General features: G+C 37.1%; 15 protein-coding genes. 8 read left to right on the top strand and 7 right to left on the bottom strand.

The genetic code is table 11. The features are described from left to right. Positions 1 to 40: 40 nt before the first annotated feature. Positions 41 to 310: a hypothetical protein gene (locus tag FJ651_RS02010; RefSeq protein ID WP_140988719.1), complete on the top strand. Its 270-nt coding sequence runs from the start codon at positions 41 to 43 to the stop codon at positions 308 to 310. Here FJ651_RS02010 and FJ651_RS02005 read toward each other — a convergent pair. Both FJ651_RS02005 and FJ651_RS02000 read right to left on the bottom strand, forming a co-directional pair. Next, the gene (locus FJ651_RS02005; protein ID WP_140988718.1) at positions 303 to 1,487 is read right to left on the bottom strand and encodes a pyridoxal phosphate-dependent aminotransferase; all 1,185 of its coding nucleotides are present in this window, start codon (positions 1,485 to 1,487) and stop codon (positions 303 to 305) included. The genes FJ651_RS02010 and FJ651_RS02005 overlap by 8 nt on opposite strands. A 16-nt stretch (positions 1,488 to 1,503) precedes the next feature. After that, positions 1,504 to 2,607, bottom strand: coding sequence for a fatty acid desaturase family protein (locus tag FJ651_RS02000; protein ID WP_140988717.1), 1,104 nt, complete (start codon positions 2,605 to 2,607; stop codon positions 1,504 to 1,506). Positions 2,608 to 2,743: 136 nt separating this feature from the next. Here FJ651_RS02000 and rsmG point away from each other — a divergent pair, with 136 nt between their 5' ends. Further along, the gene (gene rsmG, locus FJ651_RS01995) at positions 2,744 to 3,373 is read left to right on the top strand and encodes a 16S rRNA (guanine(527)-N(7))-methyltransferase RsmG (RefSeq protein ID WP_140988716.1); all 630 of its coding nucleotides are present in this window, start codon (positions 2,744 to 2,746) and stop codon (positions 3,371 to 3,373) included. Between the two features lie 39 nt (positions 3,374 to 3,412). Here rsmG and FJ651_RS01990 read toward each other — a convergent pair whose 3' ends face one another. The 4 genes from FJ651_RS01990 to FJ651_RS01975 all read right to left on the bottom strand — a co-directional run bounded on the left by FJ651_RS01990 (position 3,413) and on the right by FJ651_RS01975 (position 9,518). Then, complete coding sequence (locus FJ651_RS01990) at positions 3,413 to 5,800, bottom strand: T9SS type A sorting domain-containing protein (protein ID WP_140988715.1); 2,388 nt, start codon at positions 5,798 to 5,800, stop codon at positions 3,413 to 3,415. Positions 5,801 to 5,920: 120 nt separating this feature from the next. Then, complete coding sequence (gene pruA, locus FJ651_RS01985; RefSeq protein ID WP_140988714.1) at positions 5,921 to 7,546, bottom strand: L-glutamate gamma-semialdehyde dehydrogenase; 1,626 nt, start codon at positions 7,544 to 7,546, stop codon at positions 5,921 to 5,923. Between the two features lie 172 nt (positions 7,547 to 7,718). After that, a complete protein-coding gene (gene apaG / locus FJ651_RS01980; protein ID WP_140989025.1) occupies positions 7,719 to 8,105 on the bottom strand; it encodes a Co2+/Mg2+ efflux protein ApaG in 387 nt (128 codons plus the stop codon). A 159-nt stretch (positions 8,106 to 8,264) separates the two neighbouring features. Continuing rightward, positions 8,265 to 9,518, bottom strand: coding sequence for a type IX secretion system plug protein (locus FJ651_RS01975; RefSeq protein ID WP_140988713.1), 1,254 nt, complete (start codon positions 9,516 to 9,518; stop codon positions 8,265 to 8,267). Between the two features lie 154 nt (positions 9,519 to 9,672). On the opposite strand from FJ651_RS01975, the gene FJ651_RS01970 reads away from it, so the two are divergent. The 6 genes from FJ651_RS01970 to nqrF are packed head-to-tail and all read left to right on the top strand — an operon-like array spanning position 9,673 to position 15,721. Beyond that, a complete protein-coding gene (locus FJ651_RS01970; protein WP_140988712.1) occupies positions 9,673 to 11,028 on the top strand; it encodes a Na(+)-translocating NADH-quinone reductase subunit A in 1,356 nt (451 codons plus the stop codon). 37 nt (positions 11,029 to 11,065) lie between these two features. Beyond that, entirely contained in the window at positions 11,066 to 12,247 is a 1,182-nt protein-coding gene (locus tag FJ651_RS01965) for an NADH:ubiquinone reductase (Na(+)-transporting) subunit B (protein WP_140988711.1), read from the top strand. 2 nt (positions 12,248 to 12,249) lie between these two features. After that, positions 12,250 to 12,996 (top strand): Na(+)-translocating NADH-quinone reductase subunit C, encoded by a 747-nt coding sequence (locus tag FJ651_RS01960; protein ID WP_140988710.1) that lies wholly within the window; start codon positions 12,250 to 12,252, stop codon positions 12,994 to 12,996. 7 nt (positions 12,997 to 13,003) lie between these two features. Next, positions 13,004 to 13,648 carry an NADH:ubiquinone reductase (Na(+)-transporting) subunit D gene (locus FJ651_RS01955; RefSeq protein WP_140988709.1) on the top strand — a complete coding sequence of 215 codons (645 nt, stop codon included), beginning with the start codon at positions 13,004 to 13,006 and terminating at the stop codon, positions 13,646 to 13,648. Positions 13,649 to 13,683: 35 nt separating this feature from the next. Beyond that, positions 13,684 to 14,403 (top strand): NADH:ubiquinone reductase (Na(+)-transporting) subunit E, encoded by a 720-nt coding sequence (nqrE, locus tag FJ651_RS01950; RefSeq protein WP_140988708.1) that lies wholly within the window; start codon positions 13,684 to 13,686, stop codon positions 14,401 to 14,403. 7 nt (positions 14,404 to 14,410) lie between these two features. Continuing rightward, on the top strand, positions 14,411 to 15,721 hold the full coding sequence (gene nqrF / locus FJ651_RS01945) for an NADH:ubiquinone reductase (Na(+)-transporting) subunit F (protein WP_140989024.1): 1,311 nt from the start codon (positions 14,411 to 14,413) through the stop codon (positions 15,719 to 15,721). Between the two features lie 91 nt (positions 15,722 to 15,812). On the opposite strand, the gene FJ651_RS01940 is transcribed toward nqrF, so the two are convergent. Continuing rightward, positions 15,813 to 16,259 (bottom strand): Na(+)-translocating NADH-quinone reductase subunit F, encoded by a 447-nt coding sequence (locus FJ651_RS01940; RefSeq protein WP_140988707.1) that lies wholly within the window; start codon positions 16,257 to 16,259, stop codon positions 15,813 to 15,815. Between the last annotated feature and the right edge of the window lie 32 nt (positions 16,260 to 16,291).

Raw genomic sequence — 16,291 nt, 5'->3', positions numbered from 1 at the left:
AAGTCTTTGTCTTCTAATGATAAAGTTAAATGATTTTAAAATGAGTTTTGCAGCTGTACAACATGTGGCAACTTCGGTGAATAATAATTCAAATCTTTTAAATAAAAGAAAAAGGTTTAGTGGGGCCATCAGTTCTGCCTTGAATAAAACCAAAAACCAAACAAATTTTGTGTCAGACACACCTAATGAAATTCAAAACCCATTAGTGCAACTTCAAATTGAACATAAAAGAAAACAGTTGCAAACAAATGTTGCAACTGTGTTGTATTCGGTGGTACTTGTTATGTTTTTTTATCTCTTACTTAGCTAACAGCAGCCTTGATACGTTTCATAGCTTCTGCAATCTCTTCCTGAGATGCGGCATAAGATATTCTAATGCAGTTTTTATTTCCAAAGGCTTCACCGGTAACGGTTGCTACCAAGGCCTCTTCTAGTAAAAACAGTGCAAAGTCGCTGGCGTTTTCAATAAGTTTCCCTTTTAAAGTTTTACCAAAGTAGTAAGAAATGTCAGGAAACACATAAAAGGCTCCTTCGGGTTCATTTGATTTAAAGCCGGGGATATCGTTGATTAAGTCAAGTATCAGTTTTCTTCTGTTTTTAAACTCATCTACCATGTATTGAATTCGCGATGGCGGTTCGTTTAAGGCTGTAATAACTGCTCTTTGAGCTATACAATTAGCGCCGCTGGTGACTTGCCCTTGCATTTTGTTACAGGCTTTCGCAATCCATTCGGGTGCGCCGATATAACCAATTCGCCAACCGGTCATGGCAAAAGCTTTAGACACGCCGTTAACAGTTACGGTACGGCTGTACATGTCTGGAAATTGAGCCATGCTTGCGTGATCACCAACAAAATTGATATGTTCGTATATTTCATCAGAAACAACAATAATGTTCGGATATTTTTGAAGCACATCGGCCAGACCTCTTAACTCTTCTTTACTGTAAACAGAGCCACTGGGGTTGCACGGTGAGCTATACCACAACATCTTTGTTTTAGGCGTTATGGCAGCTTCAAGTTCGGCTGGAGTCATTTTAAAGTCGTTATCGATAGAGGTTTGCACTTCTACGGGAACGCCATCGGCCAGTTGTACCATATCGGCATAGCTCACCCAGTAAGGACAAGGTAAAATAACTTCATCGCCGGGGTTGAGCATCACTTGCGCTACGTTCGCCAAAGATTGTTTGGCACCTGTTGAAACCACTATTTGCGACAATTTGTAATCTAAATTATTGTCGCGTTTAAATTTGTGAATGATGGCTTCTTTCAATTCTTGATAACCATCTACCGGAGAGTAGGCGTTATAATTGTCATGAATGGCTTGAATAGCTGCATCTTTAACAAAATCGGGCGTATTAAAGTCGGGTTCACCCAAACTTAAACCTATAATATCTTTACCTTGTTGACGCAGTTCTCTGGCCTTGGCAGCCATTGCCAATGTTGCCGAAGTTGACAGATTATTGATTCTGTCTGATAATTGATTCATGGATTTTAGAATAAAATTATGCCTGTTGTAATGACGGTTTCATTCCCATCTCTCTCAAAAATTTAAAATGCGCCCAAATAGCCTTACGGGTTGTTTTGTACTCTTTGTAAGGTAAGTTAAACTCTTTGGCCGTTTCTTTAACGATTTTTGAGATTTTGGTATAATGAACGTGACTAATGTTCGGGAAAATATGATGTTCAACTTGATGGTTCAGTCCACCGGTAAACCAGTTTACAATTTTGTTTTTAGTTGAAAAATTTACCGTGGTCATTAATTGATGAATGGCCCAAGTGTTTTTCATAGTACCATCTTCTTCCGGTACAGGCATTTCGGCTTCATCCATCACATGTGCCAACTGGAAAACAATACTTAGAATTAATCCGGCCGTATAATGCATGATAAAAAAGCCTAACAAGATTTTCCACCAGGCAAGGTCTAAAATAAGTAATGGTAGAACAATCCAAACACTAACGTAAATAATCTTTGAAATCACCAATTTACTCCAGTTAGCAACCGGATCGGGCATTTTACCGTAAGATAATTTGCGCTTCATGTAACGTGTCATTTGTTGCCAATCGGTTGTAATAGCCCAGTTAATGGTTAATAAACCGTATAGTAAAACAGAATAGTAATGTTGAAATCTGTGGTACCATTTCCACTCGGCGTGCTTTGAGAATCTTAAAATGCGTCCTGCATCGAGATCTTCGTCATGCCCGTGAATATTGGTATAGGTGTGGTGCAACACATTATGTTGAACTTGCCAGTTGTAAACATTTCCGGCTAAAATGTAAATACTGCTACCCATTAATCGGTTAACCCATTCTTTATTTGAAAATGAACCATGGTTGCCGTCGTGCATAACGTTCATACCAACGCCGGCCATCCCTATACCCATTAAAATGGTAAGGAGTAGTTGCGCCCAACCAGGCATATCAATGGTGAGTATTAAAAAATAGGGTGCTAAAAATAAACTGAACATAACGATGGTTTTCACCCAAAGTTGCCAGTTTCCGGTACGCTTTAAGTTATTCTCTCTAAAGTAGTTGTTAACACGTTTGTTAAGGGTCTTGAAAAATTGAGCAGAGTCTGCTCTTGAAAATGATAAGGTGTTGTTATTCATAGTTGTTTTTTAGCTAAACGCAAGATAGCTGTTGTTATTTTTAAACAAAGATACTTAATATATGTTTTTATGCTGTTAGCGAATTCACAAAAAAGGAATTTTAAAAATTGCATACCTTAGCGAAATATAAAGAATTATGGAGATTATCACAAAATATTTTGACATGTTTACTGAAGATCAGCTAGATAAATATGGAAGACTAGAAAATTTGTATACAGATTGGAATACTAAAATTAACGTTATATCAAGAAAAGATATTGATGAATTGTATACCAAACACGTATTACACTCTCTGGGCATTGCAAAAGTGATGAGTTTTACATCGGGGAGTACTGTTTTAGATGTAGGAACCGGAGGTGGTTTCCCGGGAATACCATTGGCCATTATGTTTCCTGAGGTGAAATTTGTTTTGGTAGATAGTATTGGTAAAAAAATAAAAGTTGTTGAGGCAGTAGCGAAAGAACTTCAACTTAATAATGTACAAGCCGTTCACGGTCGCGCTGAAACCGTAAAGGGAGACTTCGATTTTATAGTTAGTAGAGCCGTAACCACCATGCCGCAATTTGTAAATTGGGTTAAAAACAAGGTTAAAAAGAAGCAAATCAATTCTTTAAAAAACGGTATTTTATACCTAAAAGGCGGTGACTTAACGGAAGAATTACAGTCTTTTCCTCAAGCGACCATCTACAATTTAAGCAGCTATTTTGAGGAAAGCTTTTTTGAAACTAAAAAGGTAGTGCACCTGCCTGTAAAATATAAAGGCTGAAAGTTACGCTTCAGCCTTTAATTGATTAGTTGATAAATTCTATTGATTAACCACTACTTTTTGGATATGGTTAAGTCCGCTGCTATTTTCTACTCTTAAAATATATATACCATTATTAATGTTGATTGGAAATGCAGTGTTGTTTTCAATAGCCACGTTATTTAATTGCAGCACCACTTTACCCGCCATATCTGCTATAACAATCTTAGCATTCTCATAAGTTGAATTACTAGTGAAAATCAAATGTTGACTTATCGGATTATGGGCTAATTTAAACAGATTGGTCACTAAATCTTGATTAGACAAGGTTGAAGGTATAATTTCTTCTATGGCGAAAGCTACATTGGCTTGGGTTAACTGCAGGTGAGGCTCATTATCGGCTGGTAAAAACCAGTTTACAAAAGGGGTTTCGTTTAAGACTGCTCTGCCGGAAGGTGTTCCTAAGTCGATGTTGTGGAACCAGTCTATTTCATTATTGGTAACGGTCATTCCCAGTGCACTTACCGAAGGGATAAAACTAAACTTATCAATTTGAATAGCTGCCAAAAAGTCGTCTGCAGTACCACCACCGGTGCCTTCGGTTAAACCCGATAAATCAAACAATCCTCCTGGAGCAGCATCTACCCCGTCTGTAAATGAAAAAGATTGAGAACTGGCAGAGGACGACACAATTGTGCTACCAAAACTCACTATAGAGGTAGCGCTTACTTGTTGTGTAACACCTGCAGCCGGAGTAAACCTTATGAAAATGTTTAAATTTGTTAAAAGCGCCACATTAAATGAGTTGTTTATAACCGTATAGCCATTGGTAACTGTTGGTCCTGAATTGCCTATTGCAAAGTAAGGATTACCAATGCCAGAACCGTTAATGACACTCACATTTCTCGTATTTTCAGGATATCCTGAAGGGGTTAAGCCATTAATATTATTGACAAAAATATCTCGAAATGGATGCGCATCGGGATTTAATAAGGCCGGGTCAAAATTTACATTACTGCCAGATGCCAGATGAGACTCAAAATGGTCAACCAACAATTGTCTTGCAGCATTCGATTTTAATAAATCTTCTACAAGTGGTTGTAATTCAACTACATTTTGATTGCCAAACACACCGCCTAAATCTAAACCAAATGCCAGAAAGTTAAACTGATGTTGAAACCCAATTGGTACATTGGCTCCCAAATGAGGCGAATCAAAAGATAGCCATAATCTGGTCTGGTGGTCAAGGTTATTGTTTTCCATATAGTTAAGGGCATATCTTGAGATTAACCCACCCATACTTGGTCCAATAATGACCAGTTCTTCACTGCCTACTTTTTGACTGTTAATGGTTTCAATCAATTCAACCAAAACCATGGCATTTCGTTCAATATAATCACCGCCACCATCAATAGGACTTCCATTAGATACGTATTGCGGTGCATTTAAAATAACTACATCAAAACCTTCGCTCCGAACAAAGTCGGCTAGGTTTTGAGGGCCGTTTATTGGATCAACATAATTCAACAGGTTATAAATACCGGGAATATCTCTGGTGTCTCCGGGGTCAAAGCCGTCTACAACAATGATTGGTTTATCTAAAATTCCATCTGTAGTATCCATAAAAATTTCGTATTCGCCTTGTCCTGCATCACTTGTAGTTTCACCGTACTGAGAAAGGTCAACAATATTTGTAGCCGTAATGGGCAGAATTTGGTTACTGCTACGGTTTAAGCCCGAATTGTAAACATCGGTATGAGCCGGCCTTATGTTGATTTCTGAAGTGGTATTGAAAATGTCACCATTGCTTAAAGTAATTCTGAATTGCAATTGTTTAACACCCTCTGATTGATACGGAACAGAAATAACGTTATTCAAATCTACCATTTTGAAGCCTTCTGAATCATTAAAGTCAATTTCAATCGCGGTAATATCACTATTGGTGGTGTTAATGATATATTTCGGATCTAAAATGAAATGCGTTAAAAAACCCTTGTGTCTTTCAGAAAGTGGTGCAGCGGCTGCAATTTGGGCGGTCTCAAAAACATTGGCCGTACCCGGGCGTTTTTTGAGTAGTTGATTGTCTAAATAAACATCTCGTTCATTAAAAGCTGTTGGTTTGATGTAATCAAATTCAGAAATCATTACACCAATGGGAATGATATCATCAAGAATGTAATTTTTTCTAACCGCCATCAAATCTTTTGGCGTTAGAAATCTGTTTTCAAAATCTAAGCTGCCTAATTCCTGCCAGGCTTGAATAAACCTGAAAGTTGTAAAATGTTGGTTTTCTAAATCTAATAGCTTGGCTTGACTTAAGCTTGAATTGGCTAGTATTTTGGTTGACATTTGAGAGGTGTCAAACTGTGGATCCAGCTCAAATCCGCCGGTTTGCGCCTGAATTGAGAAACTTAAACATAGAATTCCCCAGAAGTAATTTTTAAACATAAGTAAGAATATTGATTAATAGAGGCTTAAAGATAATGAAACATTCCAGTTTGAAGTAAAAAAAAAATCCTCTAAAAACATAATTTAGAGGATTTTGATGTTTATTTCAAATTATTTGAATTATCCTAAAAACGGATATCTGTAATCTGTTGGCGTTACAAACGTTTCTTTAATGAGTCGTGGAGACACCCATCTTAACAAGTTTTGGGCACTGCCGGCTTTGTCGTTTGTGCCTGAGGCTCTTGCGCCACCAAAAGGTTGCTGACCAACAACGGCACCTGTTGGTTTGTCGTTGATGTAAAAATTACCGGCAGCATTCTGTAAGGCTTTTGTGGCGGTTTCTACGGCATATCTGTCGGTGGCCAATATTGCACCCGTCAGCGCATAGGCGCTGGTTTCGTCAACTAGCTTGAGTGTTTCTTCATAAGCTTCATCTTCATAAACATAAATGGTGATGACCGGTCCAAAAAGTTCTTCACACATGGTAACGTATTTCGGATTTGTGGTGAGCAATACCGTTGGTTCAATAAAATATCCTTTGGATTTGTTGTAATTACCGCCTGCAATGACCTCAACATCCTTATCTTCTTTAGCGCGGTCTATAAATCCGGCTAATTTATCGAACGAGCCTTCGTGGATAACTGCGGTAAAGAAGTTATTCATATCTTCGGGAGTGCCCATTTTAATCGATTTTAAATCGGCTAATATTTGCTGTTTCACCTCAGGCCATAAACCTTTTGGTATATAGGCTCTTGATGCTGCACTACATTTTTGACCCTGAAATTCAAAAGCGCCTCTAATAATGGCGGTTGCTACTTGCTTAGGATTGGCAGAATGGTGGGCCACTATAAAATCTTTACCACCGGTTTCTCCAACAATTCTTGGGTAGGTTTTGTAATTGTGAATGTTAGTTCCAATTTGTTTCCATAATTCTTTAAAGACAAAAGTAGAACCTGTAAAGTGTAATCCTGAAAAATCGGGACTTGATAAAATGGTGTTGGTAATCATCACTGGATCTCCAAATACCACGTTAATAACGCCAGGTGGTACACCGGCTTCTTCAAAAACATCCATGATTACTTTTGCAGAGTAGATCTGGCTGTCGCTTGGTTTCCAAACAACCACATTACCCATGAGGGCCATACAAGACGGTAAATTGCCTGCTATGGCTGTAAAATTGAATGGCGTAACTGCATAAGTAAATCCTTCAAGAGGTCTGTATTCAACGCGGTTCCATGCTTCATTTGTGCTCTCGGGCTGATCTTGATAAATATCTGTCATGAATTGCACATTAAAACGCAAGAAGTCAACAAACTCACAGGCTGCATCAATTTCGGCCTGGTGAATGGTTTTGGATTGAGCAATCATGGTAGCTGCGTTAATTTTGGCACGGTAGGGACCGGCAACCAATTCTGCCGCTTTTAAAAATATGGCAGCACGCTGTTCCCATGGTAGGTTGGCCCATTGTTTTCTTGCTTCGAGTGCTGTTTTAATGGCAGTTTCTATATGATGTTTTTCAGCCAGATGATAGGTTCCAACCACATGCTGGTGATTGTGCGGTGGCGACATGGTGGCTGTTTTTCCGGTATTGATATGTTGTCCGTTAATGTACATTGGTACCTCTATTTGAGAGTTGTACATCTCTTGGTAAGTTTTTAAAACCAAATCTCTTTCGGGTGTTCCGGGTGCGTAAGATTTTACCGGTTCATTGAATGCGATTGGCACGTTAAAAAATCCTTTTCCCATAATGTTTTTGATGTTTTTGTAAAAAATTATTTTGCACGGTAAAGGTACAATTTTTATGTGTTTTTAAAGATACAATAGTATTAAATCCAACCACGCATTTCGCATTGTTGATCAAATGTTCACGAAAAAATACAATAAGAATAAAGGAATAGGAAAAGCTAATAACTTTAAATTAATTGAGGGCAAAAGGTGCGCAAAGTTTAAACGAAGGAATAAAAACCTTGAACTTTGCACTATTAGCAAAATTCACCATATTATAATGGCCTTGCATGGCTCCAAAAGGACTGGTGAGTAAACAACCGGAATTGTAAGTGTGAGATTCACCTGGTTGCAATACAGGTTTTTTACCTATAACACCTTCGCCTTCAACAGTTTCAATATTATTGAGAGCATCGTAAATTTTCCAATAACGAGAATTTAATTGAACGGTGTCCTTACTTTGATTTTCAATAGTGACACGATAACCAAATGCAAAATGCACTTTGTAATTTTTGTAGAAAGTACCCTCAAAAGTGGTTTCTACCATGATTTTTATACCGCTTGTTACTTGTTGAATCATCATTAATATGTAAATACAGCAGCTAATTTATGTAAATTTTTTGAGTAGTTGAAGTGGTGCAGACTAATTAATGAATATTTTAACAAAGATTTCCCGGTAATCGTTAAAAATTGCTTGAAATCTTTAAAAATCGTCGAATTTATAGTGTTCTTGTAATTGTTAATTAGTAATATTTACCGAAGTACCTTCACCAAAACCTATAAGTCTGTCGTATCGTGCGCCTAAATCTCTGTAATAAACAAGTACTTTATAATTGTTTTCTGTTTGCCAAAAATTACCACTAATAGCACCTTCGTTTAATTGCCCATTGGCGTCAACGATTACATATTTGTAGTTGTAAAAGCCTTGTTTTAGTTTTATAACAGCTTCGTAAACTTGTTTATTAGGATTAAAATACATCACATTGCTCTGATCTGTTGCAAAGTTGTTGTAATTGCCGTAAACAAAGATGTTACTGCCGTCAGTTAACTCCGGATGATTTAGCGAAAAGTGAATATTAACATAGTCTGCTTCAACACTTGGGTCTTCTCTGTCAATAACGGTAACTACAAACCTGCCGTTAATATCTGGATTATAGGTATATGGTAAATCTTTGCGTATCACATTGGTGAATAAATAACCGTGATAGATATCCAGTAAATCTATAAATTGAACCCCTATGTTGGCGGCTCTTACATCGCGGTTTTCAAAAAAGAGGTATTCGTTGCCGCCCCAAAAACCTGTTTCGGTATTATATCTGTAAATAAGTTCGTTACCCAGCACATACTGTGGTTTGATATTGTAAAGGGCTGTATTGAGATTGTTGTTTTGAATGATTAGTACTTTAACTGTTTCAAGCGGATTATTAAAATTTAGATTAAAGGGTGAAATAGCAATATCTACCGACTGTTTTTCATCTATTTGAGTGACATCTCGATATCTTTTAATAGATACTCCCACGCTTGACAGATCTTCTATAATCATAAATTTTCTGGTAAACATCAAGTCGCCATAATCGTCATAAATTGACAGCAGGTAATTACCAGAAACTAAAAGTCCTCTTGTTTGCTGATTGGGTAAGGTAAGCCGGTAATGAGAATATATTTCATAAGTATTGAATGAATTTACATAATCTACCAGTCTAAAATTATCAAATCCTCTGAGATATTCGGCCTTGACCAAATTAGATTTGGTCCAGTCGTAATTATAGTGTTCTATAGTGTAATAAAAATCGGGTTCGTTGTTTTTAAGCACGTCAAATTCAAGGTAAAAAGTTTCCCCAAGACGGAGAATCGGCAGTTCTCCCTGATCGGAATTTCTGCTTTTAAAGGTGATGGTTTTGATGTATTCGGGCGGATTCACCTCTTTTATTTGAGACCATACAACTATGGGCAATAACCATAAAAGTGCAGTTTGTTTAATAAAGTTAAGCATTTGATAAGTTTAAAACAAGGTAAAGATAAGCAAAAATAAGGCCAATCTAAAAGCTGTTAAAATCGTCAAAAATATTTGTAAAATTTTCTTTTAACTGCTTTTTAAATTCGTATTTTTGCACCGATTTTTCTTAATAAATTTCAACCTATTAACTATGTCAAACGACATTCGTATTCGAAAAGGTCTTAATATAAATTTGAAGGGGAAAGCTGAAAAAGTGCTAGAAAACGCAGTTACCAGCAACTTCGTAAATGTGAGACCGGAAGATTTTCACGGGGTGATTCCAAAACTATTAAAAAGAGAAGGTGATACGGTTAAAGCCGGTGATCCTTTATATTTTGACAAGTCTAATGAAGACGTTAAAATCGCCTCACCTGTTTCAGGAACGCTTGTAACCATTGAGCGCGGTGAAAAAAGGCGTATTTTGAACCTGAAGATTCAGGCCGATAAAACACAAACTTATCATGAATTCTCGTCTATTGATGTTGATAAGGCCTCGGCTGAAGACATCAAGAGTAGACTTTTAGAATCGGGTTGCTGGCCTTTTATCAAACAGCGTCCGTACGACATTATTGCCAATCCAAACAAACAGCCAAAAGCTATTTTTGTTAGTGGCGTCAATACTGCACCACTTTCGGCTGATTTAGATTTTGTATTACAAGGAAAGGAGCGTGAGCTTCAGGCAGCACTAACGGCCTTATCAAAATTAACATCTGGTAAGGTGCATTTGGGAGTTGCCAAGGACGGCAATTCTCCTCTAAAAAACCTAAAAGACATTACTGTTTACAATGTTTCAGGTCCTCATCCTGCCGGAAATGTTGGTACATTAATCAATAAAATTGACCCTGTTAACAAAGGCGAAGTTGTTTGGACTGTTAACCCTCAAGATCTCGTTATTATTGGAGAACTGCTGTTAACCGGAAAATTTAATGCCGAGCGTATTGTGGCACTTGTGGGTTCTTCGGTAGAAAAACCAAGATACTTCAGAACTGTTATTGGTGCTGAAATTGCCACGATTATATATGACCACGGTGTGAAGAAAGATGGTAATGACCGTATTATTTCAGGAAATGTGCTATCAGGAAAGCAAGTAAAACCAGACGGAAATTTAGATTATTACAGCAATGTTATTACTATAATTCCTGAAGGAGACGATTACGAATTTTTTGGATGGAACAAACCTGTTTTTGATAAAATATCGGTATCAAGAGCCTTCACATTTTCGTGGATGTTTCCAAATAAAGAGTTTGATTTAAATACCAATACCAACGGTGAACACAGAGCTTTTGTAACTACCGGAAATTATGAGGAAGTGTTTCCTTTAGATATATTTCCAATGCAAATTTTGAAAGCCTGTATGTATAAGGATCTGGACGAAATGGAAGTGCTTGGTATGTATGAAGTAGCTCCCGAAGATTTCGCCCTTACCGAATTCATTTGTGTTTCTAAACAACCACATCAAAAAATTATACGTGACGGTTTAGATTTAATGATGAAAGAAATAGGATAAGTATTCATTTAATAACAAAAATGAAAAAAAACAGAAAATGGCATTAAAAGAAAAATTACACACATTAAAAGAAAAATACAGAGGCACAAAAATGGCACCTGCATTTAATGCATTACACACATTTTTATATTTGCCTAATGAGACTACACATAACGGTACACACATAAAAGCCGCCGATGATTTAAAGCGCACTATGAATACCGTAATTTTAGCTTTAGTACCATGTTTATTATTTGGTATGTTTAATGCCGGTTATCAGCATTATGCCGCTTTGGGCCAACCGGTTGATTTTTTATCATGGGATTCCCTGTATATAGGTATTATTAAGGTATTGCCATTGGTAGTAGTGTCTTACGGCGTAGGTCTTGCTATCGAATTCTTATTTGCAGTTATCAAAGGTCACGAAGTTGAAGAAGGTTATCTGGTAACAGGTATGTTGGTGCCACTAATTGTTCCAATTGATTTGCCTTTATGGATGTTAGCCGTGGCGGTTGCCTTTGGTGTAGTCATCGGTAAAGAAGTATTTGGCGGTACCGGAATGAATATTTTAAACCCTGCCTTAACCATTAGAGCATTTTTATTCTTTGCTTACCCAACTTGGATGAGTGGTGATAAAGTATGGGTTCACGGCGCAGTAGAGCGTGCAGGCACTGCCGATGCCATATCGGGAGAAACAATCTTGGGTAGTTATGCTCAGAATCAAGAAGTTCTCTATTCCTTGTCGGATATGTTCTACGGATTTATTCCCGGTTCTATCGGTGAAACCTCTAAATTACTCATTATTTTAGGAGGTTTATTTTTAATATTTACTAAGGTTGGTAGCTGGAGAATTATGTTAAGTACTATTATTGGAGCCCTTGTAATGGGTCTTATATTTAACGGTGTTGTAGATGCCGGTTGGATAGGAGAAACCAGTAAATTTTACGGATTAATGAGTGTTCCTTTCTGGCAACATTTAATTATAGGAAGTATTTTATTCGGGGCTGTTTACATGGCCACAGATCCTGTTACTGCTTCTCAAACTAATAAAGGTAAATGGATATATGGATTTTTAATAGGCTTTATATCGATCATGATTAGGGTATTTAACCCTGCCTATCCGGAAGGTGTATTCTTAGCCATTTTATTAATGAATGTATTTGCGCCAACTATCGATCACTATGTGATTCAAGCCAATATTAAAAAACGTATGAAGCGTCTAAAACCAAATGTAGCTTAATTATGGAAAAAACAACCGATAAAAATATTTATACCGTTTTATTTGCTGTAATTATGGTGTCTGTTGTAGGTGTTATACTTGCCGGACTCTTCTCTTTCACAAAGCCACTTGTTACAAAAAACAGACAGATAGAAAGACAGCAAAATATACTTTACGCTATGGGCGTAAATGATAATACAGACACCAGAGCGGTCTTCATAGAAGGCGAGAAAGCACCTGAGGCTTTCGCGAAGTACGTAAAAAAGCAATTGGTAATTCAAGATGGTCAGGTTACAGAAGATGATCAAGCTTATCTTATTGATGTGAAAAAAGAAAAATCGAATGCTAAGAATCCAAATTATAGTCGCAGATTACCATTGTTTGTTGGTGAAAGAGATGGAAAAACCATTTATGTAGCACCAATTTATGGTAAAGGTTTGTGGGATGATATTTGGGGATTTGTAGGAATGGATGAAAAAATGGTGATACAGAGTGCTTACTTTGATCATAAAGCCGAAACTCCCGGTTTAGGGGCTAATATCAAAGAACGGTTTTTTATGGACGATTTTATTGGAGAGCATCTGTTAGATGATAACGGTAATTTTGCCGGTGTAACGGTTGCTAAGGGAAATGCAGATCCTAGAAATGATAGAAAAGAAGATAATAAGGTAGATGCCATTGCCGGTGCTACCATAACCGGTGACGGTGTTACGGCTATGATTAAAAGTGACTTAGCTATGTATAAATCATATTTTGACCAATTAAATTAATATAGATATGGGACTACTTTCAAAAAAAGATTCTAAATTAATTCTGGATCCGTTGGCAGATAACAACCCAATTACCATTCAGGTATTAGGTATTTGTTCAGCTCTTGCTATTACAGCCGAGTTAAAGGCTTCTATCGTAATGGCCATTTCTGTATTATTCGTTATGGGTGTAGGTAATGTGGTGATATCTATGTTGCGTAATGTGATACCTTCTAAAATTAGAATTATTGTACAGCTGGTTGTTGTAGCCACCTTGGTAATTATAGTAGATTTGGTTTTAAAGGCTTATGCTTATGAGTTGAGTAAAACACTTTCTGTATTTGTTGGTCTTATCATTACTAACTGTATTATCATGGGAAGATTTGAGGCTTTTGCCCTAGGTAACGGTCTTTGGAGATCTTTTCTTGATGGTATTGGCAATGCCCTTGGCTACGGTGTTATCCTTATCATAGTAGGATTTTTTAGAGAACTATTAGGTTCAGGAACTCTTTTAGGAATTCCGGTACTTGGAGACCCTATCGAAAAAACAGGCGTTTATGCGCTTGGTTATGAAAATAATGGTTTTATGCTATTATCACCTATGGCGCTTATTGTAGTTGGACTCATAATCTGGGTGCAAAGAAGCAGAAATAAAGCTTTAATAGAAGACTAAGAACATTCAAGGTTCAATAAAGAAATTAATTAGAAATGGAACACGTAGAATTATTTTTTAAATCGATATTTATAGATAACATGGTATTTGCAACATTCCTTGGAATGTGTTCTTACCTTGCTGTATCCAAAAAAGTTTCAACAGCTATAGGTTTAGGAGCTGCGGTTATATTTGTATTGGGAATTACCGTACCCCTTAACTGGTTGTTAGATCAATATATTTTACAAGAAGGTGCTTTGGCGTGGTTAGGTCCTGAATTTGCCAGTTACGACCTGAGTTTCTTGTCTTTTATTATGTTTATCGCCACCATTGCTACCATGGTGCAATTAGTTGAAATTGTAGTAGAGAAATTCTCACCAGCGTTATATAACTCACTGGGTATATTCTTACCACTTATTGCCGTAAACTGTGCCATTCTCGGTGGTTCATTGTTTATGCAATCCAGAGAAATTGCTTCTCTTGGTTTGGCATTTAATTATGGTGTGTCATCTGGTATTGGGTGGTTTTTAGCAATATTAGCTATTGCAGCAATTAGAGAAAAAATTAGATACTCAAGCGTGCCTGCTCCTCTTAGAGGTTTGGGGATTACATTTATTATTACCGGACTTATGGCTATTGGTTTTATGAGTTTTGGTGGTATGTTAACAGGCGGTGATGATGCTGTTGCCAAAGAAGACAGCGCCGTTGAGGTAAAAATTGAAGAAGAAAAAGAAAATAAAACCATAGCTGATAATACAGCTCAGTTAATACAATAGACATATGATTATTTTAGCTGCAAACACATTAGGGACAATTATAGCTACTGTAGCTGCCTTCTTATTGGTAACATTATTACTCGTTGCCTTGTTGTTGGTTGTAAAGGAGAAATTATCGCCTTCAGGACCGGTAAAAATTAAAATAAACGGTGAAAAAGAAATAGAAGTAGCTTCAGGAAGTACTTTGTTAGCTACCTTAGGTGGGGAAAAAATATTTTTACCGTCGGCTTGCGGTGGCGGTGGTACTTGTATTCAGTGCGAATGCCACGTTTTAGCTGGTGGTGGAGAAGCACTCCCAACCGAAACACCACACTTCACCAGAAAAGAACTTCAACATGGTGCCAGGTTGGCTTGCCAGGTAAAAGTAAAACAGGACATGGAAATTACCATTCCTGAAGAAGTGTTTGGTATCAAAAAATGGGAAGCTACTGTAGTGAGAAATTACAATGTTGCTTCATTTATAAAGGAGTTTGTTGTTGAAATTCCCGAAGATATGAATTACAAAGCAGGGGGTTATATTCAAATTGAAATACCGCCGTGTACAATTAAGTATGAAGATATCGATATTACCGCACACCCTGAGGAACACGAAACACCGGATAAATTTCAAGCCGAATGGGATAAATTTAACCTTTGGCCATTAGTAATGAAAAATGACGAAGTGGTTGAGCGTGCCTATTCTATGGCTTCTTACCCTGCTGAAGGAAGAGAAATCATGTTGAATGTACGTATTGCAACACCACCATGGGATCGCTCAAAAAATGGCTGGATGGATGTAAACCCTGGTATTGCATCTACCTATATTTTTGCTCAGAAACCTGGCGATAAAGTGACTATTTCGGGTCCTTATGGTGAGTTCTTTATTAACGAATCTGAGTCTGAAATGTTATATGTTGGTGGTGGTGCCGGTATGGCGCCTATGCGTTCGCATTTATACCATTTGTTTAGAACGATTAAAACCGGAAGAAAGGTAACCTATTGGTATGGTGGCCGTTCAAAGAGAGAGTTGTTCTATATCGACCATTTTAAGAGATTAGAGAATGATTTTCCAAATTTCAAATTCTACATGGCATTATCTGAGCCGTTAGAAGAAGACAACTGGAAAGTTAAAAAAGATATTAACGATGAAGAAGGTGATGGTTTTGTTGGATTTATTCACAACTGCGTTATCGATAATTACCTGAATCACCACGAAACACCTGAAGACATTGAATTGTACTTCTGTGGTCCGCCATTAATGAACCAGGCAGTTCAGAAAATGGGTGAAGATTTCGGAATTCCGGATGAACATATTAGATTTGATGATTTCGGAGGGTAATAAATTCCTGTGTAAACAGGAATCTCAATAATGATTACATAAAAAAAACTGACCTTTTGAGTCAGTTTTTTTTATGTAATTATAGGAGGTATTAAAGTTTTACTTCTTCCTTTTGAAGTTTGTATTGAAATAATTTGCTGTAGTCCATAACGTTTTTAATACCATCCAATTCGCATAGCAAACCTACAACGGCGCACAAACCATTAAATAAAATGTCTTTGTCGGTTGGGTTTTCGGGTTTAATACATTGTTGGTTTAACGGTCCGGAGTAGCCACAACCTAATAAAAACACCTGTTCAATTTTAAGCAGTTCTACAGGTGTATAACCGTTAAATCTTCGTCCTAAGTTTTGATGTACTGTGCCAACATAATTCAGTTTTAACGAACCATGGGTGTCGCTTAAATGCTTCCAGTATTCTTGATTGTCAAGAATATTGCCAACTGCGCAACTTTTACAGCATTCAGGATGTAAGTGGTTGTTTTGAAAGGCTTCGTATAATTTGGTGACGGCCTCATCAAATCTTTTTGTTGTTTGCATGGCTTTTTTTGTTTCTAAGGTAAAAAAAATAT

This window comes from Paucihalobacter ruber, from assembly GCF_006494535.1.
GTDB lineage: Bacteria > Bacteroidota > Bacteroidia > Flavobacteriales > Flavobacteriaceae > Paucihalobacter > Paucihalobacter ruber.
This window is presented reverse-complemented; position numbering and strand designations above follow the sequence as displayed.